The sequence below is a fragment of the Mesorhizobium sp. M6A.T.Ce.TU.016.01.1.1 genome (assembly GCF_003997065.1).
GTDB lineage: Bacteria > Pseudomonadota > Alphaproteobacteria > Rhizobiales > Rhizobiaceae > Mesorhizobium > Mesorhizobium mediterraneum.
The window spans coordinates 144,662-169,425 of record NZ_RZTJ01000013.1 but is presented as its reverse complement, the minus strand read 5'-3'; the positions used below and the strand labels follow the sequence as shown (position 1 = coordinate 169,425).

The window sequence follows — 24,764 nt, the reverse complement described above, 5'->3', positions numbered from 1 at the left end:
CGACGTAGCCGAAGATCACCGCCTTGAAGTTGGTCTGCCGCACGTCGGCGGCCAGAACCGGCAGCGAATTGGCGATGCGCACGCCGATGGCGCTTGGCGGCGGCAGCAGGATGAAGGGGACGCCCGCGCCGCGCGTCACCGCCTCCCAGATGATCAGGATCCAGGCGCCGAAGATCGCCGGGATGATCAGCCTCAAAGCGGTCGCCGCCCAGCGCGAGGTCGGGCGAAGCGCGGACAGGACCGTGACGCAGCGCCAAGCCAACAGCCATGCGGCGGCAAGCAGCAGATAGAAGGATGCGCGGGCGGTGCCTTCATTGCCGGCTATGCCCGCGAGCAGCAGCCACGCCGCGCCATGCGCGCCAAGGAAAAGCAATACCACCCCAATCACCGGTGGAAAGTTGTCGGCAGCAATTGCAAGGAGCAGCAAGAAGAAAATCAAAGCCACGGTCGCCGTACCGTAACCGGGCGTGGCATCGACAAGTGGCCAAAGAAGCAGCGCGCCGGCAAGAAGTACGAGCGCGGCAACCCCTTGCCAGGAACGAGGCGTGATCGACGAAAGGAGGGAGTTCATGTCGGTCTCCCGCCCATGGCGCGATCGACGATGCGCCCGGCAATGCCGACGACCATCACCAGCAGGGCTGCCACCACCGAGCCGGCAACCAGCGCCGACCAGATGTCGATGGTCTGGCTGTAATAAGCACCGGCGAGCAGCTTGGCACCGATGCCGGCGACGGCGCCGGTCGGCAGTTCGCCGACGATGGCGCCGACCAGACTGGCGGCGACCGCCACCTTCATCGAGGTGAACAGGAACGGCACCGACGCCGGCACACGCAATTTCCAGAAGGTCTGCGAAGGGCTGGCATTGTAGGTATGCATCAGATCGAGATGGGTGAGCTCGGGCGAGCGCAGGCCCTTCACCATGCCGACGGCCACCGGGAAGAACGACAGATAGGTCGAGATCAGCGCCTTCGGGATCAGGCCGGTGACGCCGATCGCCGCCAGCACGACGATGATCATCGGCGCCACCGCCAGGATCGGAATCGTCTGCGAAGCGATGATCCACGGCATCAGGCTGCGGTCGAGCGTCGCAACGTGCACGATGCCGACGGCAATGACGATGCCGAGCGCAGTGCCGAAGGCGAAGCCGAGCAGCGTCGAGGACAGCGTCACCCAGGCATTGTAGACAAGGCTGCGGTTGCTGGTGATCTTGCGCAGAAACGTGTTCTCGAAGAAATTCACCGCCACCTGATGCGGCGCCGGCAGTGTCGGCTTCGGCTGCGACATCGTCTTGCCGATAAATTCCACAACATCAGGCGTCTCGCCGGCACGGCGGTCGAGATCGCGCTGGAACGGCGCGTTGAGGATGACCGCCATAATGTACCAGACGACCATCACGCCCGCGAGGATCGAGGTCACCGGGATGAGCTTGTCGCGGAAGGAGTCCATCAGCGGCCCTCGCCAGACTGGCGCACGCTCTGCGTGACGCGAGAGGGTGACCGCGCTTTCGTCATCCTAGGGCAGAGCACCCGCGAAGCGGCGTGCGCAGACCCTAGGATCCATGCCGTGACGTTGGCCGAAAAACCCAAACGCTTCAGAATGTCCGCAGGGCAAGCCACGACGGCTGATGGTTTCTTTAGGTCGGGAGCAATGTTTCGCACCGTTGCGGGGCGGGAAGGTAACGGCATGGATCCTAGGGTCTGCGCCGCGTCGCTTCGCTCCTTGCTTCGCCCTAGGATGACGAGGGCGTGGTTTGGCGCTCCCTTTACGCACGCCGGTTCGCGGCGGGTCCGCCCTAGGATGACGAAGGGAGGGTCAGCCACTCCCCCGTCAGGAGGCAGCCCATTCTCCACCGCCTCAATCATCATAGCTGTGCCCTGCCCTGAGGCCATCACGTACGCGCGCGGCGATCGCCAGGAATTCCGGCGTCTCGCGGATGTCGAGCGGCCGCTTCTTCGGCAGCGTCGATTCGATGACGTCGCTGACGCGGCCCGGACGCGGCGACATGACGATGATGCGCGTCGAGAGGTAGACCGCCTCGGGAATGGAATGGGTGACGAAGCAGATGGTCTTGTTGGTCCGTTCCCACAGTTCCAGCAGTTGTTCATTGAGATGGTCGCGCACGATCTCGTCCAGCGCGCCGAACGGCTCGTCCATCAACAAAAGATCGGCATCGAAGGCCAGCGCCCGCGCGATCGAGGCGCGCTGCTGCATGCCGCCGGAAAGCTGCCAGGGGTATTTCTGCTCGAAGCCGGACAGGTTGACGAGATCGAGCGTGCGCTTGATCCGCGCCGCCTGCTCTGCCTTTGACAGGCCCATGATCTCCAGCGGCAGCGCCACATTGCGCGAGATCGTGCGCCACGGATAAAGGGCGGCCGCCTGGAAGACATAGCCATAGGCGCGGCTCTCACGCGCCTGCTCGGGCGTCATGCCGTTGACGGAGATGGCTCCCGAGGTCGGCTTCTCCAGATCGGCGATGACCCGCAGCAAGGTCGTCTTGCCGCAGCCGGATGGCCCGATGAAGGACACGAATTCACCCTTGCCGATGGTCAGGTCGACATTCGACAATGCCTGCACCGGACCGTCACTGGTTTGGAAGGTCAGGCCGAGCTTGCTTGCCGAAACGACGGCTGGCGATGCTCCCGTCATAGGCCGCAGCCTGCCTTTTCGCACCGCTGCCGCGCCGGTCGGAATCCGGTTGATCTTTCCTCGATGTTGCTTTCCACTCGCCCTGTCCTATCCGGCTGAGAGTTCCCACTCGATCGAGAGTCGCCCCGATGTCGCCCAAACCCACTTGTCATCTTATCCGCCCTGAAAGCTCATATGAAGGCAAGCAGGGACTGAGTTATTTCACCGGCATCGCCGCCGAGACCGTCGGTTCCTCCGGTATCTGCATGCACCTGCTCACCATGCCCCCCGGTGCCCGCGCCAAGGCGCACATGCATGAAAGCCATGAGACGGCGATCTATGTGCTCTCCGGCGAGGTCCATACCTGGTATGGCGACCGGCTCGAACAGCACATTATCGTCAAGGCCGGCGACCTCTTCTACATCCCGGCCGGCGTCCCGCACCTGCCCGCCAATCTGAGCGACAGCCCCTCTTCGGCGGTCATCGCCCGCACCGATCCCAATGAGCAGGAAAGCGTCGCTCTGCTGCCGGAACTGGATGCTCTGGTCGCCTGAGGCGAAAACCAAGCAGCTCAAACCCCGGTCGCCGGAATACCTGTGCGTTCCACTTTGCGCGGCGCAGAAATCTCCTTCCAGGTCGACAGCGCCCGGTTGACCGCTGCATTCGGCTCGCGGCCGACGAACTCGCCATGGCCGGGCTTCGCCTTGACCTCAGCCTCCTGGATCGACAGTTCGCCGCGCGAGAAGACAAAGCGCGGCAGGCCGGTGACCTCAAAACCTTCGAAGACGTTGTAGTCGATCACCGATTGCTGTTTCTTGGAGGTGATCGTCTTCTTTCGCTTCGGGTCCCAGACCACGATGTCGGCGTCCGCGCCTTCGACGATGGCGCCCTTCTTCGGATACATGTTGAGGATCTTGGCGATGTTGGTCGAGGTCACCGCGACGAATTCGTTCATCGTCAGCCGGCCGGTGTTGACGCCCGCCGTCCACAGCACCGGCAAACGGTCCTCGAGCCCGCCGGTGCCGTTCGGGATTTTGGTGAAATCGCCGACGCCGTTGCGCTTTTGGCTGGTGGTGAAGGCGCAATGGTCGGTCGCCACCACTTGCAGCGATCCGGCCTGCAGGCCGGCCCACAGCGAATCCTGATGCAATTTGTTGCGGAAGGGCGGGCTCATCACCCGGCGCGCCGCATGGTCCCAGTCCTTGTCGAAATATTCGCTCTCATCGAGCGTCAGATGCTGGATCAATGGCTCGCCAAACACGCGCATGCCTTTCTGTCGCGCTCTGCGAATGGCTTCATGGGCCTGCTCGCAGGAGACGTGGACGACATAGAGCGGCACGCCGGCCATGTCGGCGATCATGATGGCGCGGTTGGTCGCCTCGCCTTCCACTTCCGGCGGGCGCGAATAGGCGTGCCCTTCGGGGCCGTTATTGCCCGCGGCCAGCAGCTTCTGCGACAGGGCGGCAACCACGTCGCCATTCTCGGCATGGACCAGCGGCAGCGCGCCAAGATCGGCGCAACGCTGGAACGACGAATACATCTCGTCGTCGTCGACCATCAGCGCCCCCTTGTAGGCCATGAAGTGCTTGAACGAGGTTATGCCCTTGTCGACGACGGTGGCCATCTCGTCGAACACCTGCTTGCCCCACCAGGTGATCGCCATGTGGAAGGAATAGTCGCAGGATGCTTTCGAGGTCTTGTTGTCCCACATCTGCAAGGCCTCGAGCAGAGACTGCTGCGGCGCCGGCAGGCAGAAATCGACAACCATGGTGGTGCCGCCGGCAAGCGCGGCGCGCGTGCCGCTCTCGAAATCATCGGCCGAGTATGTGCCCATGAACGGCATTTCGAGATGGGTATGCGGGTCGATGCCGCCCGGCATCACATAGCAGCCGGTGGCGTCGAACTCGTGGTCGCCATGCAGATCCGGGCCGATGGCGATGATCTTGCCGTGCTTGAACAGCACGTCGGCCTTCCAGCTGCGGTCGGCGGTCACGATGGTGCCGTTCTTGATGACTTTGGACATTTTCTTGTTCCCTTGTTCTCTTCGCGCTTCTGGCGAGCGGCGTTCGGAATCTTGGTTTCTAGCTCACTCCACGATGACAGCCGTCTCCACCACCGCATGGAACAAAACATCGGCGCCGGCCGCCGCCCATTCCTTGGAGATCTCTTCGGCCTCGTTGTGCGACAGGCCATCGACGCACGGGCACATCACCATTGCCGTCGGCGCGACGCGGTTGATCCAGCAGGCGTCGTGGCCGGCCCCGGAGACGATGTTGCGATGCGTATAACCCAAGCGCTCTGCCGCTTCCCGCACAGCCTTGACGCAGCCCGCATCGAAGGTGACCGGATCGAAATGGCCGACCTGATCGATCACGTATTTGATGTCGAGCGCTTCGCAGATCGTGTCGATCCCCTCACGGATGCGCCCGTCCATCGCGTCCAGCACTTCCTTTTCCGGCGAGCGGATGTCGATGGTGAATACGGTGCGTCCGGCGATGATGTTGCGCGAGTTCGGATAGACCTCCATATGGCCGACCGCGCCGACGGCGTCGGGCTGGTAGTCCATGGCGATCTCGTGAACCAGCTCGATCACCCGCGCCATGCCGAGCCCGGCGTTGCGGCGCTTGGGCATCGGCGTCGAGCCGGTATGCGCCTCCTTGCCGGTCAGCGTCACCTGCAGCCATTTCAGCCCCTGGCCATGGGTGACGACGCCGATATCGATGCCCTCGTCCTCGAGGATCGGCCCTTGCTCGATATGCAGCTCGAAGAAGGCGTGTATCTTGCGGTCACCGACTTTCTCGGCGCCCTTCCAGCCGATGCGTTCGAGCTCCTCGCCAAACTTCTTGCCGTCCTTGTCGACATGCGAATAGACATCGGCCTGGTCGAGGACGCCGGCAAAAACGCCGGATGCCATCATGGCCGGCGCAAAGCGCGCACCTTCCTCGTTCGTCCAGTTGGTGACGACGATCGGATGTTTGGTCTTGATGCCGAGCTCGTTGAGCGAGCGCACGATCTCCAGCCCGCCAAGCACGCCGAGCACGCCGTCATACTTGCCGCCGGTCGGCTGAGTATCGAGATGGCTACCGACATAGACAGGCGGCAGATCAGGGTCGGTGCCTTCGCGGCGGGCAAACATCGTGCCCATCTCGTCGAGGCCCATTTCGAGCCCCGCCGCTTCGCACCAGCGCTTGAACAGATGCCGCCCTTCGCCGTCCTCATCGGTCAATGTCTGGCGATTGTTGCCGCCGGCAATGCCGGGGCCGATCTTCGCCATCTCCATTATCGAATCCCACAAACGGTCTGAATTGATTCGCAGATTCTCGCCGGGTGCGGCCATTTTCTAAAACCTCATCGATTGCAGCACGCCGGCGTCCCCCTCCCCCTCGAGGGGAGGGTGGCCGCGAAGCGGTCGGGTGGGGTCGCCGAACATGCGCGCGACTTTCTCCTTGACCGCCTGCGCCACATGCCAAGCGCTGTTTATGACATCGGGCTCATCGACGCGAAAGATATCGAACCCGAGCGATCGCAAATAGGCGTCAAGGACAGCGTCATGCCGCTTGCCCCTCTCCTGTTCGTGCAAGTCGCCATCCACTTCCACCACCAGCTTTACCGCAAGACAAGCGAAGTCGACGATATAGGGTCCGATCGGGCACTGGCGGCGGAACTTGATGCCGGCCGATTTCAGCTCGCGCAGTTCATACCACAGCAGGGATTCGCCCTTGGTCGCATGAACTCGAAGCGCGCGCGCCTTTTGACGCATTTCGAAGCTCACGAGGGTACGGGGCATCAGAAACAACCTCGCGGCAAGAGATCAGGTCGACGCGCTACCGCACCGACCCCACCCGACCGCTTCGCGGCCACCCTCCCCTCAAGGGGGAGGGAAAGCTGCGCCCAGTTTCTCAATCCACTGCCCTCAGCACTTCACGCACATGGTCGATCAATTCATTGATCTGGCCCTTGGTGATGATCAGCGGCGGTGACAGCGCGATGATGTCGCCGGTGGTGCGGATCAGGGCGCCGCGCTCAAACGCCTTGACGAAAGCCGAGAAGGCACGCTTGGTCGGACTGCCGGGGATGGGCGCCAGCTCGATCGCGCCGATCAGGCCGATGTTTCTGATGTCGATGACGTTCGGCTCGCCCTTCAGCGAATGCAGCGCGTCTTCCCAATACGGCGCCAGTTCCTCGCCGCGGGTCAGCAGCCCCTCTTCCTTGTAGGTGTCGAGCGTGCCGAGCGCAGCCGCACAGGCGATCGGGTTGCCCGAATAGGTATAGCCGTGGAAGAACTCGATCATATGCTCGGGACCGGTCATGAAGGCGTCGTGGATTTCCTTCTTCACGAACACCGCGCCCATCGGGATGACGCCGTTGGAGACGCCCTTGGCGGTGGTCATGATATCGGGCGTGACGCCGAAATAGTCAGCGGCGAATGGCGTGCCAAGGCGGCCGAAGCCGGTGATGACCTCGTCGAAGATCAAAAGGATGCCGTGCTTGGTGCAGATCTCGCGCAGCTTCTGCAAATAGCCCTTCGGCGGCAGGATGACGCCAGTGGAACCGGCCACCGGCTCGACGATGACGGCCGCGATGGTCGAGGCATCATGCAACGCGACGATGCGCTCCAACTCGTTGGCCAATTCCGCGCCATGCTCGGGCACGCCCTTGGTGAACGAATTCTTCTCCGGCAGATGCGTGTGCGGCATGTGGTCGACGCCGCCGAGCAGCGTGCCGAACATCTTGCGATTGGTGACGATGCCGCCGACCGAGATGCCGCCGAAATTGACGCCATGATAGCCGCGCTCGCGGCCGATCAGGCGGGTGCGCGAGCCCTCGCCTTTGGCGCGGTGATAGGCGATCGCCATCTTCAGCGCGGTCTCGACCGATTCGGATCCGGAATTGGTGAAGAACACATGGTCCATGCCCTTCGGCGCGATGTCGACCAAGCGGTTCGCCAGCTCGAAGACGATCGGATGGCCCATCTGGAAGGCCGGCGCATAGTCGAGTTCGGCGGCCTGTTGCTGGATCGCCTCGGTGATCTTCGGCCGGCAGTGGCCGGCATTGACACACCAGAGGCCGGCGGTGCCGTCGAGAACCTTTCGCCCGTCGCTCGTCGTGTAATGCATGTCCTTGGCGGACACCATCATGCGAGGCGCCTGTTTGAACTGCCGGTTTGCCGTGAACGGCATCCAGAATGCGCTGAGATCGTTCGGCGTGACTTTCAGCCGGTTGGACATGACCAAGACTTCCCCTTGTAACCTGTTTCGGTGCGGCTAACGCTTGGTCTTTCCGACACTTGGTCTCTGCTGCGTTTTCGTGCTACGCAAATTTTGACCGATTGGACAAACGTTAGCACCGCCCTGTCGGCGGTCAAGGGATTACTAGCGGAAATGCGGCAGTTGAAGCGCGCTCCACAGGCCGGGGAAAAACTGGTCCAGAGAATTGGTCCAGATCGCCCTCCAACCCAAGGTCTGCCGGGGTGACGGCCGATATGGAAGTCCCCGCCCCTCGCCGCACCCGCATCCAGCAGGAAAAGCGCGAGCTCATCCTGGAGGCGGCGCTCGAGGTCTTCTCAACCCACGGCTTTCGCGGCTCGACCATCGACCAGATCGCGGAAGCCGCCGGCATGTCGAAGCCTAACCTGCTCTATTATTTCCGCCGCAAGGAGGACATCCACGAGACCCTGATGCAGCGGCTTCTGGACACCTGGCTCGCGCCACTGCGTGAACTCGACGACATCGGCGACCCCCTGACCGAATTGCGCAGCTACATCAGGCGCAAGCTCGAAATGGCGCGCGATTTCCCTAGGGAAAGCCGCCTGTTCGCCAACGAGATCCTACAGGGCGCGCCGCGCATCATGCCGATGCTGGAAGGCGAGTTGAAGACGCTGGTCGACGAGAAGGCGGCCGTCATCAAGGGCTGGATGCGCGCCGGCAAGATCGCCCGCACCGACCCCTGGCACCTGATCTTCTCGATCTGGGCAACGACGCAGCATTACGCCGATTTCGACGTCCAGGTCCGCGCCGTGCTCGGCCCCAACCGCGGCGGTGACGGCCGCTTCGAGGACGCGGCAAGATTTCTGGAACAGCTGTTCATCGACGGGCTGAAGCCGAAGGGCTAGCTCTCGTTTCGTCATCCTAGAGCGAAGCGACGCAGCGCAGACCCCTGGGATGACGAAGCTGACGGGTCGCGGCCAACCATCGGCTGATAGCGTCGAGGAAATTCATCGACGCCGCCATAGCATTATCGGTGCCAGGATAAAGTTAGAACTGTTGAAGCTTGTCGGATGCCCCATCTTCTACCAGAGCAACGATATGGAGGCTCCAAGCATGGAACTGAAAGACAAGACAATTCTCATCACCGGATCGACTGACGGTGTCGGCCGCGTTGTCGCGCAAAGGCTCGGCGCCGGCGGCGCGCGGGTCCTGGTGCATGGCCGCGATGCGACACGCGGCAAGGCAGCCGTCGCCGAGATCGAGACCGCCGGCGGCAAGGCCGAGCTTCTCGTCGCCGACCTCTCGTCGCTCGCCGAGGTCCGCCGCCTCGCCGATGCCGTGCGTGCCAGAGCCGATCGGCTCGACGTCCTGATCAACAATGCCGGCATCGGCACCGCCGGCACCAAACGACAGGTCAGCGCCGACGGCTACGAACTGCGCTTTGCCGTCAACTATCTCGCCGGTTTCTTGCTCACGTCGGAGCTTCTGCCGCTGCTCAAGGCGAGCGCGCCGGCGCGCATCGTCAACGTCGCCTCGGCCGGCCAGCAGGCGATCGATTTCGACGACCTCATGCTGAACCGCTCCTATGACGGCGTCCGTGCCTACTGCCAGAGCAAGCTGGCGCAGATCATGTTCACCATCGATCTGGCGCAGGAGCTGAAGGGCAGCAATGTGACCGTCAACAGCCTCCATCCGGCAAGCTACATGAATACGACCATGGTCCGGCAAGCCGGCGTCACGCCGTGGAACTCGGTCGAGACCGGCGCTGACGCCATCCTTAACCTTGCGATATCGCCTGACCTGGAAGGGCGGAGCGGCCTGTATTTCGACGGTCTGAGGGAAGCCCGCGCCAACGCGCAGGCCTATGATGCAAAGGCAAGACAGCATTTGCGGACATTGAGCCTCGATCTGGTCGAGCGTCAGTCGGCCACCTTAACATCGAAGGGATAACGTTCACGAGCGAGAAACCCTCACATGCCGTGATCGTCGGCGGCTCTTCCGCTTCGGCCTCGCGGCGCGGAAACTGGCATGTCGCCACAGACCGTGGCGGCTGCCGCCGCGAGGCGGCCGTCCGAACCGTCAAAGCGGCTGCGCCACCAGCGCCAGGAACCCTCCAGTCAACGCCACATTGCCGACAAAGCCGTTGATGCGGGACGCCCGCTCGGGCCCCTGATGATCCCAGAAATTGTGGAACATCGGCGTGGCGACAATCAGGAACAGCACCAGGCACAAGGCGGCGGCAGCGGTCCAGACACCTGATATCACCAGCGCTCCGGAGACGACCTGCAGGACGATACCCAGCCACAGCATCAGCCGCGCCTGCGGCACGCCGCGTGTCGTCATCAGCTGGGTCAGGAAGGTAGCGTTCTGGATGTTGCGCAGACCGGCAAAGACAAAGGCGCCGCCAAGCAGCAGGCGGGCGGCAAACAGAATTTCATTCTCAAAATTTGCCAACATGTTCTTGATCCTCAAACAAAAATGGCACGCGGCGCCTAGGCCGCGCGCCGGTTCGACCGCTCAGGCAGCTTTCGCCGCCGGCATTGGATGAATGGCTTGGAACGGGATGCAAAGCCGGTTCCAGGCGTTGATCATGCCAAGCGCGACAGACAGCTTGACCAATTCCTCTTCCGAGAAATGCTCGAGCGTGCGCGCATAGAGTTCGTCCGAGACACCGTTATCGGCGATCTTCGTCACCGCTTCGGTCCAGGCGAAGGCAGCGCGTTCGCGTTCGGAAAACAGCGGCGATTCCTTCCAGGCGGAGACGAGATAAAGCCGCTGTTCGGTCTCGCCATCATGGCGCGCCTCGCGGCTGTGCATCTCGACGCAGTAGGAACAGCCGTTGATCTGCGACGCCCGCAGCTTGATCAGGTGCAACAGGCTTTCTTCGAGCCCGCATTCGTCGACCGCCTTGTTGAGCGCCGATACCGCTTTCATGATTTCCGGCGCCGCGCCGAAGAATTGCAGCCTCTGTTTCATCGTCTTTGCCTTTCACGCTTGCTTGGTTGAACTGGATTTCTGCGGTCGCTGATGGCGCTCGACAAAGGCGCAGTTCGCGGCGACTGAACGGGGATCGGCATCGCTCACATATTCCGCCACGATTTCGGACAGCCGGGCCTCGGCAAGAGCGGCGCGATAGGCGCGCTCGGCCTTCATCATCGCGACGCTGATGCCGCACGGCTTCACATAGGCGGAAGCGTCGAGCCTGGCCGGGCCGCGCTGCCGGATTTCGCCGCAACGAAAGGCCGGTTCGCGTCCTTCCACGGCGAGCACGATGTCGAGCAGCGTTATGCGCTCCGCCGGCCGCGCCAGCCGGTAACCGCCCGATGGCCCGGGCACCGATTCCAGAATGCGCGACGCCGTCAGCGCATTGAGATGCTTGAGGAGATAGCTCGGCGACAGGCCGAACGCTTCGGCCATGGCAGCACCCGGCATGGTCGCCGCGCCTTCCACGCCGGCAAGCATCGCGGCGCAATGGATGGCCGCTTCGACACCCTCACCCAGCTTCATTGTGCCGATCTCCAATTCATGGATACAGTTTATCGTGGATAATTATTATCCGCAATAGCCATTTAAAAAAAGCGGCGCATGCAGGCGCCGCTTTTCAAAACGGGCTGCGCCCTATTCCGCCGCCACCTTGGCCATCGGGTTGTTCGGATGCGTCGTCCAGTTGGCGTAGACCGGCGATACCGGTCTGCCGGTGCGCTGGTCCATCACGCCGGCCGCCAGCGGCTCCATGGTGATGCAGTTCTCGACCGGGCAGACATTGACGCAGAGGTTGCAGCCGACGCATTCGGCCTCGATCACCTCGAAATGCCTGACGCCGTCGACCATGTTGGTGATCGCCTGGTGCGAAGTATCCTCGCAGGCGATGTGGCAGCGGCCGCATTTGATGCAGGCCTCCTGGTCGATATGCGCCTTGGCGACGTAGTTGAGGTTGAGATATTGCCAGTCGGTGACGTTGGGCGTGGCGCGGCCGATTATATCGTCGAGCGAGGCATGGCCCTTCTCGTCCATCCAGTTTTCCAGGCCGGCGATCATCTCCTGCACGATCTTGAAGCCATAGGTCATCGCCGCCGTGCACACCTGCACATTGCCGGCGCCGAGCGCCATGAATTCGGCAGCGTCGCGCCATGCGGTGATGCCGCCGATACCGGAGATCGGCAGCCCATGCGTTTCCGGATCACGGGCGATTTCGGCCACCATGTTCATGGCGATCGGCTTTACCGCCGGGCCGCAATAGCCGCCATGCGAACCCTTGCCGTCGATCGTCGGCTCCGGCGCAAAACTATCGAGATTGACGCCGGTGATCGAATTGATGGTGTTGATTAGCGACACGGCGTCGGTGCCGCCGGCAAGGGCGGCGCGCGCCGGCTTGCGCACATCGGTGATGTTGGGCGTCAGCTTGGTGATAACAGGCATTCGCGTGTTGGCCTTGCACCAGCGCACCACCATTTCGATGTATTCCGGCACCTGGCCGACGGCGGCACCCATGCCGCGTTCGGACATGCCGTGCGGGCAGCCGAAATTGAGCTCGATGCCGTCGGCCCCCGTCTCCTCGACCACCGGCAGGATCGCCTTCCAGGCATGCTCCTCGCAAGGCACCATCAACGAGACGACAATGGCGCGGTCGGGCCAGTCCTTCTTGACTTGCTTGATCTCGCGCAGGTTGACCTGCAGGTCGCGGTCGGTGATCAACTCGATGTTGTTGAGGCCGAGCAGGCGACGATCGGCGCCCCAGATCGCGCCATAGCGCGGACCGTTGACGTTGACCACCGGCGGGCCTTCTTCGCCGAGCGTCTTCCACACCACGCCGCCCCAGCCCGCCTTGAAGGCGCGGATGACGTTGTAGGCTTTGTCGGTCGGCGGCGCCGACGCCAGCCAGAACGGATTTGGCGATTTGATGCCGACGAAATTGTTGCGGATGTCTGCCATGCTCATGCCCTCCCGTTCGAGGTCAGTGCCCGGTGGATCGATTCAGCCGCGTCGCGGCCTTGCGCGACGGCGGAGACGGTGAGGTCGTCGCCGCCAAAGATGCAGTCGCCGCCGGCCCAGACGTTTGGCAGCGAGGTGCGGCCTTCGGCATCGGCCTTTATGCGGCCGGCCTCCAAGGCAAGCAAGGCCCCGCTGCCGTTGAGCGCCGAGGGAATAAAGCTCTGGCCGATCGCCTTGAACACCTGATCGGCGGTAAGCGTCAGCCGCTCGCCGGTGCCGACGAGCTTGTCGCCATCCATCGCCGTATATTCGAGCTCGATGCCCGAGACTTTGCCGCCTTCGGCAATGACCCGCTTCGGCTGCAGCCAGTGACGGATGGTGACACCGTTGGCGGCGGCGAGATCCTGTTCAAATTCGGAGGCGTTCATGTGCTCTTGGCCACGCCGGTAGCAGATCGTCACCTCTTCGGCGCCGAGCAGCTTCGACTGCACCGCCGCGTCGATCGCCGTCATGCCGCCGCCGATAACGACGACACGCCGGCCGACCGGCAGGCTGGCAAGATCGCTGGCCTGGCGAAGCTCCGCAATGAACTCCACCGCATTGGTGACGCCTTGCGCCTCCTCGCCATCGGCGCGCAGCGCGTTGACGCCGCCAAGCCCCATGCCGAGAAACACCGCGTCGTAATTCCTGGTCAGGTCCGACAGCTGGTAGTCATGACCGAGCGCCTTGCCGTTCTGGACCTCGATGCCACCGATCGACAGGACGTAATCCACTTCGGCCTGGGCGAAATTGTCGATGCTCTTGTAGGCGGCGATGCCGTATTCATTGAGACCGCCGGCCTTCGGGCGGGCTTCAAGGATAGTCACCTCATGACCATGGCGGGCGAGCCGATGCGCGGCTGCAAGCCCGGCCGGTCCGGCGCCGACCACGGCGACCGTCTTGCCGGTCGGGGAAGCACGCGGGTAAAACTGCTTGTCCTGTGCCATGGCGACATCGGTGGCATAGCGCTGCAGGCGGCCGATCTGCACCGGCTTGCCTTCGGCCACTTCGCGCACGCAGACCTCTTCGCACAGCGTCTCGGTCGGGCAGACGCGGGCGCACATGCCGCCCAAAATGTTTTGGTCGAAAATCGTCTTGGCCGAGCCGATCGGATTGCCGGTCGAAATCTGGCGGATGAACAGCGGGATGTCGATCGAGGTCGGGCATGCGTTCATGCATGGCGCGTCATAGCAGAAATAGCAGCGATCAGACTCGACCAGCGCCTCGTGATGATCGAGCGGCGGATGCAGGTCGGAAAAATTATCCGCATATTGTTCGGGCGAAAGCCGTCCGCCGGCAATGCCCTGCTTGAAATGACCAGTCGCCATTCCGCTTCCCCATTTCTTGTGGTTTTGAGGAAAGCTAACACGTTTTGTTTTTTTATCAATTGGTCAATTTTCGATGCAAGCCGCTGAAAAGGCTTGATAAAAACATGATAGATATACTCATGTTTTTGTTTCACGCGCGATCACTGTGCAGACAGGAGGCCCATTCCGGGGGCACGGCCATGAATCGACCTGATCTCGTTCGCGACCAGTTCCTGCAGCCGCCACAGATTGCGGTCACGAATGCCGAACGCTTCCAGGTGACTGACGGTGTTGTAGAGATATTCGGCACCGGACCCGACATGCCCGCACGCCCGCGCCAGCACTTGTGCTACCCTCTCCAGCGGCTGGTTGAGCGAGGTGCCCCTGCCGGTCACACCGACCCAGAAGCCCAGCGCCCTTAGCCTGCCTTGAGCCGTATGCACGGGAAGCCACCTGACTGAGCCAATACTCTCGTGATCACTGATTTCGCGCCGCAACAATCTCTCGATCTGCAGCGGTTTTTCGCCTTCCGGAAAACGGTAGATCACCCCGTTGCATCGCCCGCCCCGTTCGAGCGCCATCATCAAGCCCGGCTGCTCGGCACTGCCGCGCCAACGGACCATGTCGAGGCAAAAAGATCGATGCCAGCCGAAAGCGGTGGCGCGCTGTTGTTCGACGGACTCGAAGGCCGGCTTCCAGATCAGCGAGCCATAGGCAAACACCCATAGCGGTCCCTCGTCCGCCTCGCCTGACAGCCGGGAGGCAAGCGTCTGGAAATCCTCATCGGTCAGTTGCGTCCAGCTTCCATCAGGACCGGGATCGGCCTCCTCCCGATGGCATAGCGCGACAAGCTCTGAAGTGAGCGACATCCGGCGCATTGATCAACAACCCTCGTTGGCGGCAAGCAAAGTCGAAAACCGCGACTTGCGCAAGATTACGAATGAGGAGCGCCTTGCCGCCATCGATTTCTGGCCCAGATGTCGGATTTCCGTCGCCAAGATCGTCCTAGGATGGATCGAACCACAATCCACAACTGGAAACGCAAGGAGCACGACAATGCCAAAGTCCCCGATGCCCTTTTTCTGGTATGAACTGATGACCACCGATCTCGACGCTGCCGAAGCGTTCTACACCGCTGTCGTTGGCTGGAAAGCGCAACTCTTCGAGGGCGCGCCCGGCATGCCGCGATATATCGTCATGAATGTCGGCGAGCGCGGCGTCGGCGGGCTGATGGCGCAGCCAGACGAAGTGCGCAAGATGGGTATGCCGCCGGCCTGGATCGGTTACATCCACACCAGGGATGTCAATGCTTCGACGAAATCGTTGAAGGAAGCCGGCGGTGCGGTTCACCGCGAACCCGACGACATTCCGGGCGTCGGCCGCTTTGCCGTCGTTGCCGATCCGCAAGGCGCGGCCTTCAACTTCCTGCAGCCGGATGGCCCCGACCAGCCGCCGCTGCCATTGACGACGCCCGGCAATATCGGCTGGCATGAGCTCTATACGACCGACTGGCAGGCCGCGTTCGATTTCTATGCCGGGCAATTCGGCTGGACCAAGGGCGACGCCATGGATATGGGGCCGATGGGCACCTACCAGCTCTTCGCCGCCGGTGGCGAGCCTATTGGCGGCATGATGAACAAGCCCGAGCAGATTCCGGTGCCGGTCTGGCAGTTCTATTTCAATGTTCCGGCCATCGACGCGGCGGCCAAGCGCGTGACCGACAATGGCGGCAACATCCTTATGGGCCCGATGGAGGTTCCGGGCGGCGGTTGGATCGTGCAGTGCACGGATCCGCAAGGCGCTCATTTCGCGCTGATGGCGCCGGTGCGGTAGGCGTCCTGACCAACCGAGTGCTGCCGCTGGATCATCCAGCGTCAGCACCGCAACTTTTTGGTGCTGCTGAGTTGGACGGCTATGTGTCGTTCGGCGACGGCAAGAATTGGGAGCGCGAGTTAGCGAAAGAGCTTCGGGGAGCCGGAGTGCCATTCGGTCCGGGCGACGTTCTTAGAGCAATTCCAGGAAAAGTGCGTAGCGGTTTTCCGTCCGGAATTGCGTAAGAACAAATACTTAGAGCGGTTCGGCGATTCTATCAAAAGCTGAACCGCTCTAGGCGAAATCTATCGTGCCCATGGCGGAGTCTCACCCGTATTTCGCGCTGATCGCGCCGGGACGCTGAACCAGCCCGATACCTATCAAAATTGAACAGCCGCACCGCACCGTTGGTGCGATGCGAGCAAATGAATTGCCTCAGGGCGCAAAGTCATTCCGGCGCCAGTACAGCAATCTTGAGGGTCTCTTTCTTGGCGCCGCTGAGTTGGATGGTCGCCGGGCCGGCGGCCGGCTTGAAGCGCACGCTCTTGCGGATCCCGGGACAGGTCTTCATACCACTGAAACCCGCCAACTTCACGGCTTTGCCGTCCTGAACGACATCGATCCAGGCCTCATCGGACAGGCTGATCTGGAGTTCTCCCTCCGGGGGCACGGCCACGCTTGCCATCGCGCCGAATGTACCGGCTGCCGGCGCGCGTTCCGGCGGAACGGTGAAGCTGATCGTGTCGACCGGCACCAACGCCACATCTGCAGCCTCGCCGACCGAAAGGTCAGCGCCAGACTGCGCTGCGGGCGCCACCGCAAACAAGGCCTCCTCGCGCGTCACCGGCCATTTAAAAGCAGCACAATCGGTGTCGTCGGCGATGGCGACGCTGGTGCCTGCAACGATGGCGAATAGGCTGACGACGACTTTTCTCATGGCAAACGGAACCCACATGGTTTGGAGTGTCTGGCTATCAATACAACTATAGCGATTTTATGCAACCATAGCGAGAAAAATATTGAGGGACGAGCAACATTTCCAATCACCGATTGTTGATGGCAGGCCGTGCGAAGTGAATGGTCCCTTGCCGGGCGATAATCTATGGCCAGTTCGGGGGTAAAATGGAGCTTAGATGAAGCTTTTCGACGGTCTCGCCAGATATCAGCGGCAGGCTCTGGCTGTGCTTCGCATCATGACCGCGCTGCAGTTTATGGAACACGGCACCCAGAAACTGTTCAATTTTCCCGTCAGCGATCATGCCGGCGCCCTGAGCGGCCTATCGCTGACCGCGGGCATCCTCGAATTCGCTGGCGGCATCCTGCTGGTATTGGGGCTGTTCACCAGGCCGGTCGCGTTCCTTCTCAGCGGCGAGATGGCGATCGCCTATTTCATGGCGCACATGCCAAGCGGCTTTTTCCCGGTCAACAATGGCGGCGATGCGGCAATCTCCTTCTGTTTCATCTTCCTCTATCTGGTGTTCGCCGGTCCCGGCGCTTTTGCGCTGGACAACCGCCGCAGCGCTTGAGGCGCCGACAAGCGGCGCCTTCACCCCCGCATCCGCTCGAGATTCGCGTCGAACAGCGGCGACGGCTGCACGCGCGCGCGATAGCGCTTACCCAGAAGCTCGATCTCGAAGCCGTCGGCCTCGTCGGCGATCTCCTTCGGCACATAGCCCATGGCCACGGACGCCTTCGAATGGTGCGCGTAGCCGCCTGACGTGACCCAGCCGCGCACGGCGCCGTCGAACCAGATCGGCTCGTCGCCGATGACGTCGGCGTCGGCCGCATCGACGACAAAGGCGCGCAGCCGCAGCTTGCCGCCTTGCTGGCGCTCGGCGAGTGCCGCTTGCTTGCCGACAAAATCGGTTTCTTTCCCGTAGGCGACGAAGCGATCGAGACCGGCCTCCAGCGGCCCGTAGATCGGCCGGTATTCGCGCGCCCACGAGCCGTAGTTCTTTTCCAGCCGAAGCGCGTTGAGCGCGCGCGAGCCGAACAGACCGATGCCGAATTCTTCGCCCGCCGCCATCAAGGTCTGGTACGCGGAACGCTGATATTCCGGCGCCACCCAGACCTCGTAGCCAAGATCGCCCGTGTAGCTGACGCGGCCGACCAGACACGGTGCCATGCCGATGTCCATCTTGGCCGCGGCCATGAACGGAAACGCCGCATTCGACACATCCGCCCGCGTAACCTTTGCCAGCACGTCCCGCGCCCTCGGTCCGGCGATCGACAGGCCCGTTAGCTTCGCCCCCAGCGCCTCGATACGGACCGAGCCGTCTTGCGGCAGATGGGCCTCGAACCAGCGCATGTGATACTGCTCGGCAATGCCGGAGCCGGCGAGAAACCAGCCCTCCCCGTTGGAATTGGGGTTGCCGAGATTGGCCAGCGAGAAATCGCCGATCAGCCTGCCGTCTTCCTTCAGCATCGGCGCCAGCGTCATGTGGCCGGGTCTTGGCAGCTTGCAGGCAAGCAGGCGGTCGAGCCAGACCGCAGCGCCCTCGCCGGTCACCCTATATTTGGCGAAGTTCGAAATCTCCGACAGGCCGACACTTGTCCGCACCGTTCTCACCTCGTTTGCGACATGCTCAAAATCGCTTGAGCGCCGCCACGAGAACTCATCTTTGACGCCCTCGGGCGCATACCAAAGCGGCACTTCCAGTCCAAAGGCCACGCCCCATTGCGCGCCCTTGGCCGACAAGAGGTCGTAGACCGGCGTGGTCTTGAGCGGCCGCCCGGCAGGCAGCTCCTCATTGGGGAAGCGGATGGAAAAACGCCGCGAATAATTCTCGCGCACCTTGGCATTGGTGTAGGCCATCGTTGCCCAGTCACCATAGCGCGACACATCCATCGCCCAGATGTCGGCGCCGGGGTCGCCCTCGATCATCCAGTTCGACAGTGCGAGGCCAACACCGCCGCCCTGCGAAAAGCCGGCCATGACGCCGCAGGCGACCCAGAAACCAGGCAGGCCGCGCACCGGCCCGACCAGCGGGTTGCCGTCCGGCGCGAAGGTGAAGGGACCGTTGATGATCTGCTTGATGCCAGTGTTCTGGAAGGCCGGGAAATGCCTGAAGCCGACCTCCAGCGATGGCGCGATGCGGTCGATGTCGGGCTCCAGCAGTTCGTGGCCGAAATTCCACGGCGTCGAAAATTCGGACCATGGCTTGTTGGCCTTCTCGTAAGTGCCCATCAGCATGCCGCCGCGCTCCTGGCGCAGATAGAGCTCGCCGTCGAAATCGACCGCATGGATGATCTCCGTGCCGGTCTTCTGGTTCCAGGCGGCGACTTCCGGCATGTCCTCGGTGATCAGATACATGTGCTCCATGGCCAGCACCGGCAGTTCCAGCCCGACCATGCGGCCGACCTCGCGCGCCCACAGGCCGCCGGCATTGACGACATGCTCGGCCACCACCTCGCCCTTGTTGGTGATGACGCGCCACAGCCCGTCGGCGCGGCGCACGATGTCCTCGACCTTGGTGAAGCGCTCAACCTCGGCGCCAAGCTTCCTCGCGGCCTTGGCATAGGCATGGGTGACCCCTGAAGGATCGAGGTGGCCATCCTCCTTGTTGCGGACAGCGCCAACGAACTGCTTCGGGTCGAGCAGCGGCATCAGCTCGGCCGCTTCGTTAGGCGAAATCTCCTCGAGATCGATGCCGAGATAGCGGCCCTTGGCGACGACGCCGCGCAGCCAGTCGAGCCGCGCCTCGGTCGCCGCCAGAAGCACGCCGCCGGTCAGATGCACGCCGGTCGCCTGGCCGGACAGTTCCTCGATCTCCTTGTAGAGCGAGATCGTGTATTTCTGCAGCTTGGCGACGTTGGGATCGCCATTGATCGTGTGCATGCCGCCGGCCGCATGCCAGGTCGAACCGGAGGTCAGCTCATCGCGCTCCAAAAGCACGACGTCGGTCCAGCCGTGACGCGCCAGATGGAACAGCACGGAACAGCCGACGACACCGCCGCCTATGACCACGACCTTTGCATGCGATTTCATGGGTTTTCTCGTTATTTCAATGAGTTGGAGGGGAACGATGAATCGGGACGGGAGGAGCCAAGCCACCCCCCTCTGGCCTGCCGGCCATCTGCCCCTCAAGGGGGGAGATCAGCAGCGACGGCGCCGCCATGCTTCTTTCAACGTTGGTGATTAGCGAAGGAAAACGTGACAGCCAATCTCCCCCCTTGAGGGGGAGATGTCCGGCAGGACAGAGAGGGGTATACGAGCGCAAACCTGTGGCCATCACGGCTCACCCGCCCCAATCGCTTCCTTGCGCTTCGCCACATACGCCTCCAGCGCCTCGCGCACAGAAATGTCCATCGTCGGCTCGACATAATCCTCCAGCGCTTTCTTCCACAGCCGCGTTGCGCGCGCCGTGGCGTCGAGCCCGCCGGCCTCTTGCCACGCCTCGTAGTTCTGCCAGTTGGAGAGCATTGGCTGGTAGAAGGCGGTGGCGTAGCGCTCCAGCGTGTGCGGCTCGCCGAAGAAATGGCCGCCGGTCGGCACAGCACCCAGCGCCTCGACGGCGAGTTCGGCCTCGTTGACTTCGATCGGGCGCAAAAACTCCATCATGTGCTGGATCATCTCGACGTCGATGATGAACTTCTCGAACGATGCGGTCAGCCCGCCTTCCTGCCAGCCGGCGGCGTGGTAGACGAGATTGCCGTGGCCAAGTACCCCGCCCCACAACGCCATCAGCGTCTCATAGGCGCCTTGCGCGTCAGCGGCGTTGGAGGCGGAGCCCGGCGTCGTCCGGTAGGGCAGTCCATAGCGCCGTGCCAGCTGCCCGGAGGCGATGTTGGCCTTGGTGTTCTCCGGCGTGCCGAAGGCCGGCGCACCGGACTTCATGTCGACATTGGAGGTGAAGGCGCCATACATGACCGGAGCGCCAGGGCGAACAAGCTGGGTCAAGACCACGCCGAACAGCGCCTCGGCATTCTGCTGCGCCAGCGCGCCGGCAAGCGTCACCGGGCTCATCGCCCCCATCAGCGTGAACGGCGTCACCGCGACCGACTGGCCGAATTCGGCCATGGTCATCAGCCCTTCGGCCATCATCTCGTCGAAGCGGCGCGGCGAGTTGACCGAGATGATGGTGGTGACGCCGGGATCGTCGCGCATCTGGTCGAGACTCAAGCCCCGCGAAATCGCCATCATTTCGATGCCGTCGAGCGCCCTGCCCCGGCCGATCGCCGAGACGTGAAAACCTTTGTCGGTCAGCGTCAGATTGGCGAAATAGGTGTCGAGGTGGCGTGAATTGGCCGGCAGTTCCACCGGTGCGCAGACCTGGTTGCCCAGCATGTGGATGCAGTTGAAATGCTGCGCCAGCCGGGTGAGATCGCTGTAGTCGCGCAAATTACCGGCACGGCGGCCGCGTTCCATATCGTGCACGTTGGGCGGTCCGGCGACGAGCGTAAAATTGATAGTGTTACCGCCGAGATGGACGGTATGGGCCGGGTTGCGCGGCGTAAGCCGGTAACTCGACCGCGTCGTCTTCAGTGCCTCATCGACCATGCCCCGGTCGATGCGGATGGTCATCGACGCATGATCGACCTTGGCCCCGGCCTTCTCAAACAGCGAAAGCGCTCGCGGGCTCATCACCTCGATGCCAAAATTCTCCAGGATATGCATCGACGCCTGGTGAATAGCCTCGATCTGCTCGGCCGAGAGCATCGCCATTGGCGGATAGGGATTGGTGACGCGGCGCAGCGGCAGTTGCGGGATGGCAGCCGGTCCCCTGTTGCTGGTTCGCTCAGCGCCGCGCTTGCGTCTCGGTTCAGTCATGCGGCGCATCAAAGCGCCGACACGATGATCGGGCTGTCAGAAATCCGCCACTCGCGGGCGTGATTTTAGCCAAGGCGGCATTTTGGGAATTTCATTCCAACAAAAGCGACAGAAAACGTCGGAATATCCATCCTCGCTCTGCCCCGACCAAAGCAGCCGATGAGCCGTTAAGAAACGCCGCAAGATTCCCTTTATGTTTTCGGCCTAATCCTCCTCCGATGCGTAGGTCGAGTTTTAGTAAAATTGTAGCTGTTACCGTGCTGTTCGTGCTGTCGGCCTGCGCGACGCCGCCGAGCCATATCAACGATGTCTGCGCCGTCTTCGACCAGAATGACGGTTGGTTCGACAACTGGCAGGCGGCGGCCGAACGCGCCGAGCAGAAATACGGTGTGCCGGTCCCTGTGCTGATGGCGACGGTGCGCAAGGAATCCGGCTTCAAGAGCAATGCCAGGCCGCCGCGCACCAAGCTTCTCGGCTTCATTCCCTGGAAACGTGTCTCCAGCGCCACCGGCTTCTCGCAGGCGCTCGACGGCACCTGGGCGCAGTACCAGAGCGAGACGGGCAGCTGGGCGGCGCGCCGCGCCAGGTTTGCCGATGCCGTCGATTTCGTCGGCTGGTACCATTCCAAGACATCAGACACGCTCGGCATCGCCCGCAACGACACCTATAATCTCTATCTGGCCTATTATCTCGGCTGGACAGCCTACGGCCGCGGCAATCGCGGCGACGCCGGCGTGCAGCGCTACGCGCGGGCCACCGAGCAGATGGCGCAGGACTACGCCGCGCAGCTACGCCAATGCGCGCGTTGACGGCGCCACGGATCTAACCCTCCGTCAGCTTCGGCCGCTTTCCATGTGGACGCTTGGGCGGGGTGCCGGCAAAGCCCGGACCCACACCTTGCGGCGCGTCGTCCGGCACGCCTTCATTGGCGGCATGCTCCTTGTCGAACTTGATCACCGGCTCCATTTTCGCCAGCACATCGTCGGCAAGCCAGCACAGGCTCATATGGCCGTCGCCGAGATGCTTGACCGGCGGCACCTGCGTCTCGCAAAGATTGTCCGGCACCAGCCTCTTGTAGCCGCAGCGCGTCTGGAACGGACAGCCGGTTGGCGGGTTCATCGCCGACGGGATGTCGCCTTCCAGCACGATGTGCTTCTTGATGACGCTGGTGTCGGCGATCGGGATCGCCGAGAGCAGCGCCTCTGTATAGGGATGATAGGGCGGCGAAAAGATCTGGTCGGTCGTGCCCTGCTCGACGATATAACCGAGATACATGACGACGACACGGTCGGCGATGTAGCGCACCACCGACAGATCGTGGCTGATGAACAGCATCGTCGTCTTGTTCTTGCGCTGGATGTCCATCAAAAGCTCGGTCACCGCCGCCTGGACGGACACATCGAGCGCCGAGACCGGCTCGTCGGCCACCACCACCTTGGCGTCGCCGGCAAAGGCCCGCGCCACGCCGATGCGCTGCTTCTGGCCGCCTGAGAGCTGGCGCGGCTTGCGGGTCTCGAACGCCCGCGGCAGCTTCACCAGGTCGAGAAGCTCCAGCATGCGCTTGCGGCGGTCGGCGACGGTGTTGCCGACGTTGAACTTTTCCAGCGTGCGGATGATCTGCGAGCCGACCGAGTGGCTGGGATTGAGCGTGTCGAACGGATTCTGGAACACCATCTGGATCGACGACACCGTCTCGACGCTGCGCTTCTCGACGCCGGTCGACTCGATCCGCTGGTTGCCGAGCGTCACAGTGCCGGAGCTTGCCGTCTCCAGCCCGAGCAGCACCTTGGCCAGCGTCGACTTTCCGCAACCGGACTCGCCGACGATGGCGACGGTTTCGGATTCGCGCGCCATGAAGGAGATCGTCTCGTTGGCCTTGACGACGCGGCCTTCGCTTGAGCCGAACACTTCGCTGCCGCCGACCTTATAGTATTTCCTGAGGTCCTCGATCTTGAGCACCGGAGCGCCGGGCTCGACGCGCTCGTTGACCTTCTTGGCGCCGGGCGGCAGCGCCTCCCAGTCGATCTCGTTGAAGCGCACACAGCGCGAAAAATGGCCTTCATGGCCGTCGACCGCGATCATCGGGATTTCGGCGGCGTTGCAGACGCCCTCGACGAAATGGTGGCAGCGAGGGCCGAAATTGCAGCCCTTCGGCCGCTCGTGCGGCAGCGGCAATTGCCCCGGGATGGAGATCAGAGGCCGCGAATTCTTGTCGGCGCCGGGCAGCGGGATCGAGCGGAACAAGCCTTGCGTGTAAGGATGGCGCATCCGGTCGAAGACGTCCTTGATCTTGCCGGTTTCCACCGCCTCGCCCGAATACATCACCGTGATGCGGTCGCAGGTCTCCAGGATCAGGCCGAGATTGTGCGACACGAAGATCATCGAGGTGCCGAACTTCTCGCCGAGCCCCTTGACCAGGTCGACGATGCCGGCTTCCACCGTCACGTCGAGCGCAGTCGTCGGCTCATCGAGCAGGAGCAGCGCCGGCTTCGACAGCAGCGCCATGGCGATGACGATGCGCTGTTGCTGGCCACCGGAAAGCTGGTGCGGAAAGGAGCGCATCATGCGCTCGGGATCGGGCAGCCTGACCGAGCGCACCATTTCAAGCGCGCGCCTATAAGCCTCCTCCTTCGATACCTTGTCGTGGATCAGCGGCACTTCCATCAGCTGCTGACCGACCTTCATCGCCGGGTTCAGGCTGGCCATCGGCTCCTGGTAGATCATCGCGATCTTGTTGCCGCGGATGGCGCGCAGTTCCTCATCGGACAGCTCGCCCATGTCCTTGCCCTGGAACTTTATCCGGCCGCCGACGATCTTTCCGATGTTGGAGAGGTCGCGCATGATGCCGAGCGACACGGTCGACTTGCCGCAGCCGGATTCGCCGACGATGCCCATCGCTTCGCCGGGCATGACCGTGCAGGAGAAGTCCATAACGGCCGGTATCTCACCCTTGCGGGTGAAGAAGGAGATCGACAGGTTCTCGATCTCGATGATCGGCCCATTGGTCGGCTTGGCGGGATTTCGAACTGCCTCATTCATGGGTCGCTCCAATCCTGGTTCTTCTAAGTAGGG

General features: G+C 62.6%; 22 protein-coding genes and 1 pseudogene. 6 read left to right on the top strand and 17 right to left on the bottom strand.

Features of this window, described 5'->3' with window-relative positions; translation table 11 throughout:
- The 3 genes and pseudogenes from EOC94_RS22520 to EOC94_RS22505 all read right to left on the bottom strand — a co-directional run.
- A pseudogene (locus EOC94_RS22520) lies at nucleotides 1–571 on the bottom strand (ABC transporter permease); the annotation flags it as partial.
- Complete coding sequence (locus EOC94_RS22515) at nucleotides 568–1,446, bottom strand: ABC transporter permease (protein ID WP_127293544.1); 879 nt, start codon at nucleotides 1,444–1,446, stop codon at nucleotides 568–570. The gene EOC94_RS22515 and the pseudogene EOC94_RS22520, both read right to left, overlap by 4 nt.
- A gap of 408 nt (nucleotides 1,447–1,854) precedes the next feature.
- A complete protein-coding gene (locus tag EOC94_RS22505) occupies nucleotides 1,855–2,646 on the bottom strand; it encodes an ABC transporter ATP-binding protein (protein WP_126105857.1) in 792 nt (263 codons plus the stop codon).
- A gap of 128 nt (nucleotides 2,647–2,774) precedes the next feature.
- Between EOC94_RS22505 and EOC94_RS22500 the strand changes: the two genes are divergently transcribed.
- Entirely contained in the window at nucleotides 2,775–3,179 is a 405-nt protein-coding gene (locus EOC94_RS22500) for a cupin domain-containing protein (protein WP_095482892.1), read from the top strand.
- Between the two features lie 17 nt (nucleotides 3,180–3,196).
- Here the strand turns inward: EOC94_RS22500 and hydA are convergent, their stop codons facing one another.
- From hydA to EOC94_RS22480, 4 genes are all read right to left on the bottom strand, one after another.
- Nucleotides 3,197–4,648 (bottom strand): dihydropyrimidinase, encoded by a 1,452-nt coding sequence (gene hydA, locus EOC94_RS22495; RefSeq protein WP_095482893.1) that lies wholly within the window; start codon nucleotides 4,646–4,648, stop codon nucleotides 3,197–3,199.
- Between the two features lie 63 nt (nucleotides 4,649–4,711).
- Complete coding sequence (locus EOC94_RS22490; protein ID WP_126105854.1) at nucleotides 4,712–5,962, bottom strand: Zn-dependent hydrolase; 1,251 nt, start codon at nucleotides 5,960–5,962, stop codon at nucleotides 4,712–4,714.
- Between the two features lie 3 nt (nucleotides 5,963–5,965).
- Entirely contained in the window at nucleotides 5,966–6,412 is a 447-nt protein-coding gene (locus tag EOC94_RS22485; RefSeq protein WP_127293542.1) for an endonuclease domain-containing protein, read from the bottom strand.
- A gap of 112 nt (nucleotides 6,413–6,524) precedes the next feature.
- A complete protein-coding gene (locus EOC94_RS22480) occupies nucleotides 6,525–7,853 on the bottom strand; it encodes an aspartate aminotransferase family protein (RefSeq protein WP_127293540.1) in 1,329 nt (442 codons plus the stop codon).
- Nucleotides 7,854–8,107: 254 nt separating this feature from the next.
- On the opposite strand from EOC94_RS22480, the gene EOC94_RS22475 reads away from it, so the two are divergent.
- Complete coding sequence (locus EOC94_RS22475; protein WP_127293538.1) at nucleotides 8,108–8,737, top strand: TetR family transcriptional regulator C-terminal domain-containing protein; 630 nt, start codon at nucleotides 8,108–8,110, stop codon at nucleotides 8,735–8,737.
- Nucleotides 8,738–8,945: 208 nt separating this feature from the next.
- A complete protein-coding gene (locus EOC94_RS22470; RefSeq protein WP_127293536.1) occupies nucleotides 8,946–9,782 on the top strand; it encodes an SDR family oxidoreductase in 837 nt (278 codons plus the stop codon).
- 129 nt (nucleotides 9,783–9,911) lie between these two features.
- Here EOC94_RS22470 and EOC94_RS22465 read toward each other — a convergent pair whose 3' ends face one another.
- From EOC94_RS22465 to EOC94_RS22440, 6 genes are all read right to left on the bottom strand, one after another.
- Nucleotides 9,912–10,289 (bottom strand): DoxX family protein, encoded by a 378-nt coding sequence (locus EOC94_RS22465; protein ID WP_127293534.1) that lies wholly within the window; start codon nucleotides 10,287–10,289, stop codon nucleotides 9,912–9,914.
- A gap of 60 nt (nucleotides 10,290–10,349) precedes the next feature.
- Nucleotides 10,350–10,808, bottom strand: coding sequence for a carboxymuconolactone decarboxylase family protein (locus tag EOC94_RS22460; RefSeq protein WP_095482898.1), 459 nt, complete (start codon nucleotides 10,806–10,808; stop codon nucleotides 10,350–10,352).
- A gap of 12 nt (nucleotides 10,809–10,820) precedes the next feature.
- On the bottom strand, nucleotides 10,821–11,339 hold the full coding sequence (locus tag EOC94_RS22455) for an Rrf2 family transcriptional regulator (RefSeq protein ID WP_127293532.1): 519 nt from the start codon (nucleotides 11,337–11,339) through the stop codon (nucleotides 10,821–10,823).
- Nucleotides 11,340–11,450: 111 nt separating this feature from the next.
- On the bottom strand, nucleotides 11,451–12,764 hold the full coding sequence (gene preA / locus EOC94_RS22450) for an NAD-dependent dihydropyrimidine dehydrogenase subunit PreA (RefSeq protein ID WP_127293530.1): 1,314 nt from the start codon (nucleotides 12,762–12,764) through the stop codon (nucleotides 11,451–11,453).
- 2 nt (nucleotides 12,765–12,766) lie between these two features.
- Nucleotides 12,767–14,131 carry an NAD(P)-dependent oxidoreductase gene (locus tag EOC94_RS22445; RefSeq protein ID WP_127293528.1) on the bottom strand — a complete coding sequence of 455 codons (1,365 nt, stop codon included), beginning with the start codon at nucleotides 14,129–14,131 and terminating at the stop codon, nucleotides 12,767–12,769.
- Nucleotides 14,132–14,271: 140 nt separating this feature from the next.
- Nucleotides 14,272–14,988 (bottom strand): gamma-glutamylcyclotransferase, encoded by a 717-nt coding sequence (locus EOC94_RS22440; RefSeq protein WP_127293526.1) that lies wholly within the window; start codon nucleotides 14,986–14,988, stop codon nucleotides 14,272–14,274.
- A 178-nt stretch (nucleotides 14,989–15,166) separates the two neighbouring features.
- On the opposite strand from EOC94_RS22440, the gene EOC94_RS22435 reads away from it, so the two are divergent.
- Nucleotides 15,167–15,943 (top strand): VOC family protein, encoded by a 777-nt coding sequence (locus tag EOC94_RS22435; RefSeq protein WP_127293524.1) that lies wholly within the window; start codon nucleotides 15,167–15,169, stop codon nucleotides 15,941–15,943.
- Between the two features lie 427 nt (nucleotides 15,944–16,370).
- Here EOC94_RS22435 and EOC94_RS22430 read toward each other — a convergent pair whose 3' ends face one another.
- Nucleotides 16,371–16,859: a hypothetical protein gene (locus EOC94_RS22430; RefSeq protein ID WP_245465628.1), complete on the bottom strand. Its 489-nt coding sequence runs from the start codon at nucleotides 16,857–16,859 to the stop codon at nucleotides 16,371–16,373.
- A 196-nt stretch (nucleotides 16,860–17,055) separates the two neighbouring features.
- Here EOC94_RS22430 and EOC94_RS22425 point away from each other — a divergent pair, with 196 nt between their 5' ends.
- Nucleotides 17,056–17,448 carry a DoxX family protein gene (locus EOC94_RS22425; protein WP_095482903.1) on the top strand — a complete coding sequence of 131 codons (393 nt, stop codon included), beginning with the start codon at nucleotides 17,056–17,058 and terminating at the stop codon, nucleotides 17,446–17,448.
- 20 nt (nucleotides 17,449–17,468) lie between these two features.
- On the opposite strand, the gene EOC94_RS22420 is transcribed toward EOC94_RS22425, so the two are convergent.
- Together EOC94_RS22420 and EOC94_RS22410 are read right to left on the bottom strand one after the other, a co-directional pair.
- Nucleotides 17,469–19,910: an FAD-dependent oxidoreductase gene (locus EOC94_RS22420; RefSeq protein WP_127293520.1), complete on the bottom strand. Its 2,442-nt coding sequence runs from the start codon at nucleotides 19,908–19,910 to the stop codon at nucleotides 17,469–17,471.
- 243 nt (nucleotides 19,911–20,153) lie between these two features.
- Nucleotides 20,154–21,692 (bottom strand): trimethylamine methyltransferase family protein, encoded by a 1,539-nt coding sequence (locus tag EOC94_RS22410; protein WP_148128433.1) that lies wholly within the window; start codon nucleotides 21,690–21,692, stop codon nucleotides 20,154–20,156.
- A gap of 218 nt (nucleotides 21,693–21,910) precedes the next feature.
- Between EOC94_RS22410 and EOC94_RS22405 the strand changes: the two genes are divergently transcribed.
- Nucleotides 21,911–22,501 carry a hypothetical protein gene (locus EOC94_RS22405; RefSeq protein ID WP_127293516.1) on the top strand — a complete coding sequence of 197 codons (591 nt, stop codon included), beginning with the start codon at nucleotides 21,911–21,913 and terminating at the stop codon, nucleotides 22,499–22,501.
- Nucleotides 22,502–22,514: 13 nt separating this feature from the next.
- Here the strand turns inward: EOC94_RS22405 and EOC94_RS22400 are convergent, their stop codons facing one another.
- On the bottom strand, nucleotides 22,515–24,731 hold the full coding sequence (locus EOC94_RS22400) for an ABC transporter ATP-binding protein (RefSeq protein WP_126105842.1): 2,217 nt from the start codon (nucleotides 24,729–24,731) through the stop codon (nucleotides 22,515–22,517).
- Between the last annotated feature and the right edge of the window lie 33 nt (nucleotides 24,732–24,764).

Coding starts and splice junctions, on each gene's coding strand:
- EOC94_RS22440 (WP_127293526.1), bottom strand. CDS start 14,988: ATGCGCCGGATGTCGCTCACTTCAGAGCTTGTCGCGCTATGCCATCGG.
- EOC94_RS22420 (WP_127293520.1), bottom strand. CDS start 19,910: ATGAAATCGCATGCAAAGGTCGTGGTCATAGGCGGCGGTGTCGTCGGC.
- EOC94_RS22460 (WP_095482898.1), bottom strand. CDS start 10,808: ATGAAACAGAGGCTGCAATTCTTCGGCGCGGCGCCGGAAATCATGAAA.
- EOC94_RS22435 (WP_127293524.1), top strand. CDS start 15,167: ATGCCAAAGTCCCCGATGCCCTTTTTCTGGTATGAACTGATGACCACC.
- EOC94_RS22480 (WP_127293540.1), bottom strand. CDS start 7,853: ATGTCCAACCGGCTGAAAGTCACGCCGAACGATCTCAGCGCATTCTGG.
- EOC94_RS22475 (WP_127293538.1), top strand. CDS start 8,108: ATGGAAGTCCCCGCCCCTCGCCGCACCCGCATCCAGCAGGAAAAGCGC.
- EOC94_RS22485 (WP_127293542.1), bottom strand. CDS start 6,412: ATGCCCCGTACCCTCGTGAGCTTCGAAATGCGTCAAAAGGCGCGCGCG.
- EOC94_RS22500 (WP_095482892.1), top strand. CDS start 2,775: ATGTCGCCCAAACCCACTTGTCATCTTATCCGCCCTGAAAGCTCATAT.
- EOC94_RS22490 (WP_126105854.1), bottom strand. CDS start 5,962: ATGGCCGCACCCGGCGAGAATCTGCGAATCAATTCAGACCGTTTGTGG.
- EOC94_RS22425 (WP_095482903.1), top strand. CDS start 17,056: ATGAAGCTTTTCGACGGTCTCGCCAGATATCAGCGGCAGGCTCTGGCT.
- EOC94_RS22465 (WP_127293534.1), bottom strand. CDS start 10,289: ATGTTGGCAAATTTTGAGAATGAAATTCTGTTTGCCGCCCGCCTGCTG.
- preA (WP_127293530.1), bottom strand. CDS start 12,764: ATGGCAGACATCCGCAACAATTTCGTCGGCATCAAATCGCCAAATCCG.
- EOC94_RS22455 (WP_127293532.1), bottom strand. CDS start 11,339: ATGAAGCTGGGTGAGGGTGTCGAAGCGGCCATCCATTGCGCCGCGATG.
- EOC94_RS22515 (WP_127293544.1), bottom strand. CDS start 1,446: ATGGACTCCTTCCGCGACAAGCTCATCCCGGTGACCTCGATCCTCGCG.
- EOC94_RS22505 (WP_126105857.1), bottom strand. CDS start 2,646: ATGACGGGAGCATCGCCAGCCGTCGTTTCGGCAAGCAAGCTCGGCCTG.
- EOC94_RS22400 (WP_126105842.1), bottom strand. CDS start 24,731: ATGAATGAGGCAGTTCGAAATCCCGCCAAGCCGACCAATGGGCCGATC.
- EOC94_RS22405 (WP_127293516.1), top strand. CDS start 21,911: ATGCGTAGGTCGAGTTTTAGTAAAATTGTAGCTGTTACCGTGCTGTTC.
- EOC94_RS22445 (WP_127293528.1), bottom strand. CDS start 14,131: ATGGCGACTGGTCATTTCAAGCAGGGCATTGCCGGCGGACGGCTTTCG.
- EOC94_RS22430 (WP_245465628.1), bottom strand. CDS start 16,859: ATGAGAAAAGTCGTCGTCAGCCTATTCGCCATCGTTGCAGGCACCAGC.
- EOC94_RS22410 (WP_148128433.1), bottom strand. CDS start 21,692: ATGACTGAACCGAGACGCAAGCGCGGCGCTGAGCGAACCAGCAACAGG.
- hydA (WP_095482893.1), bottom strand. CDS start 4,648: ATGTCCAAAGTCATCAAGAACGGCACCATCGTGACCGCCGACCGCAGC.
- EOC94_RS22470 (WP_127293536.1), top strand. CDS start 8,946: ATGGAACTGAAAGACAAGACAATTCTCATCACCGGATCGACTGACGGT.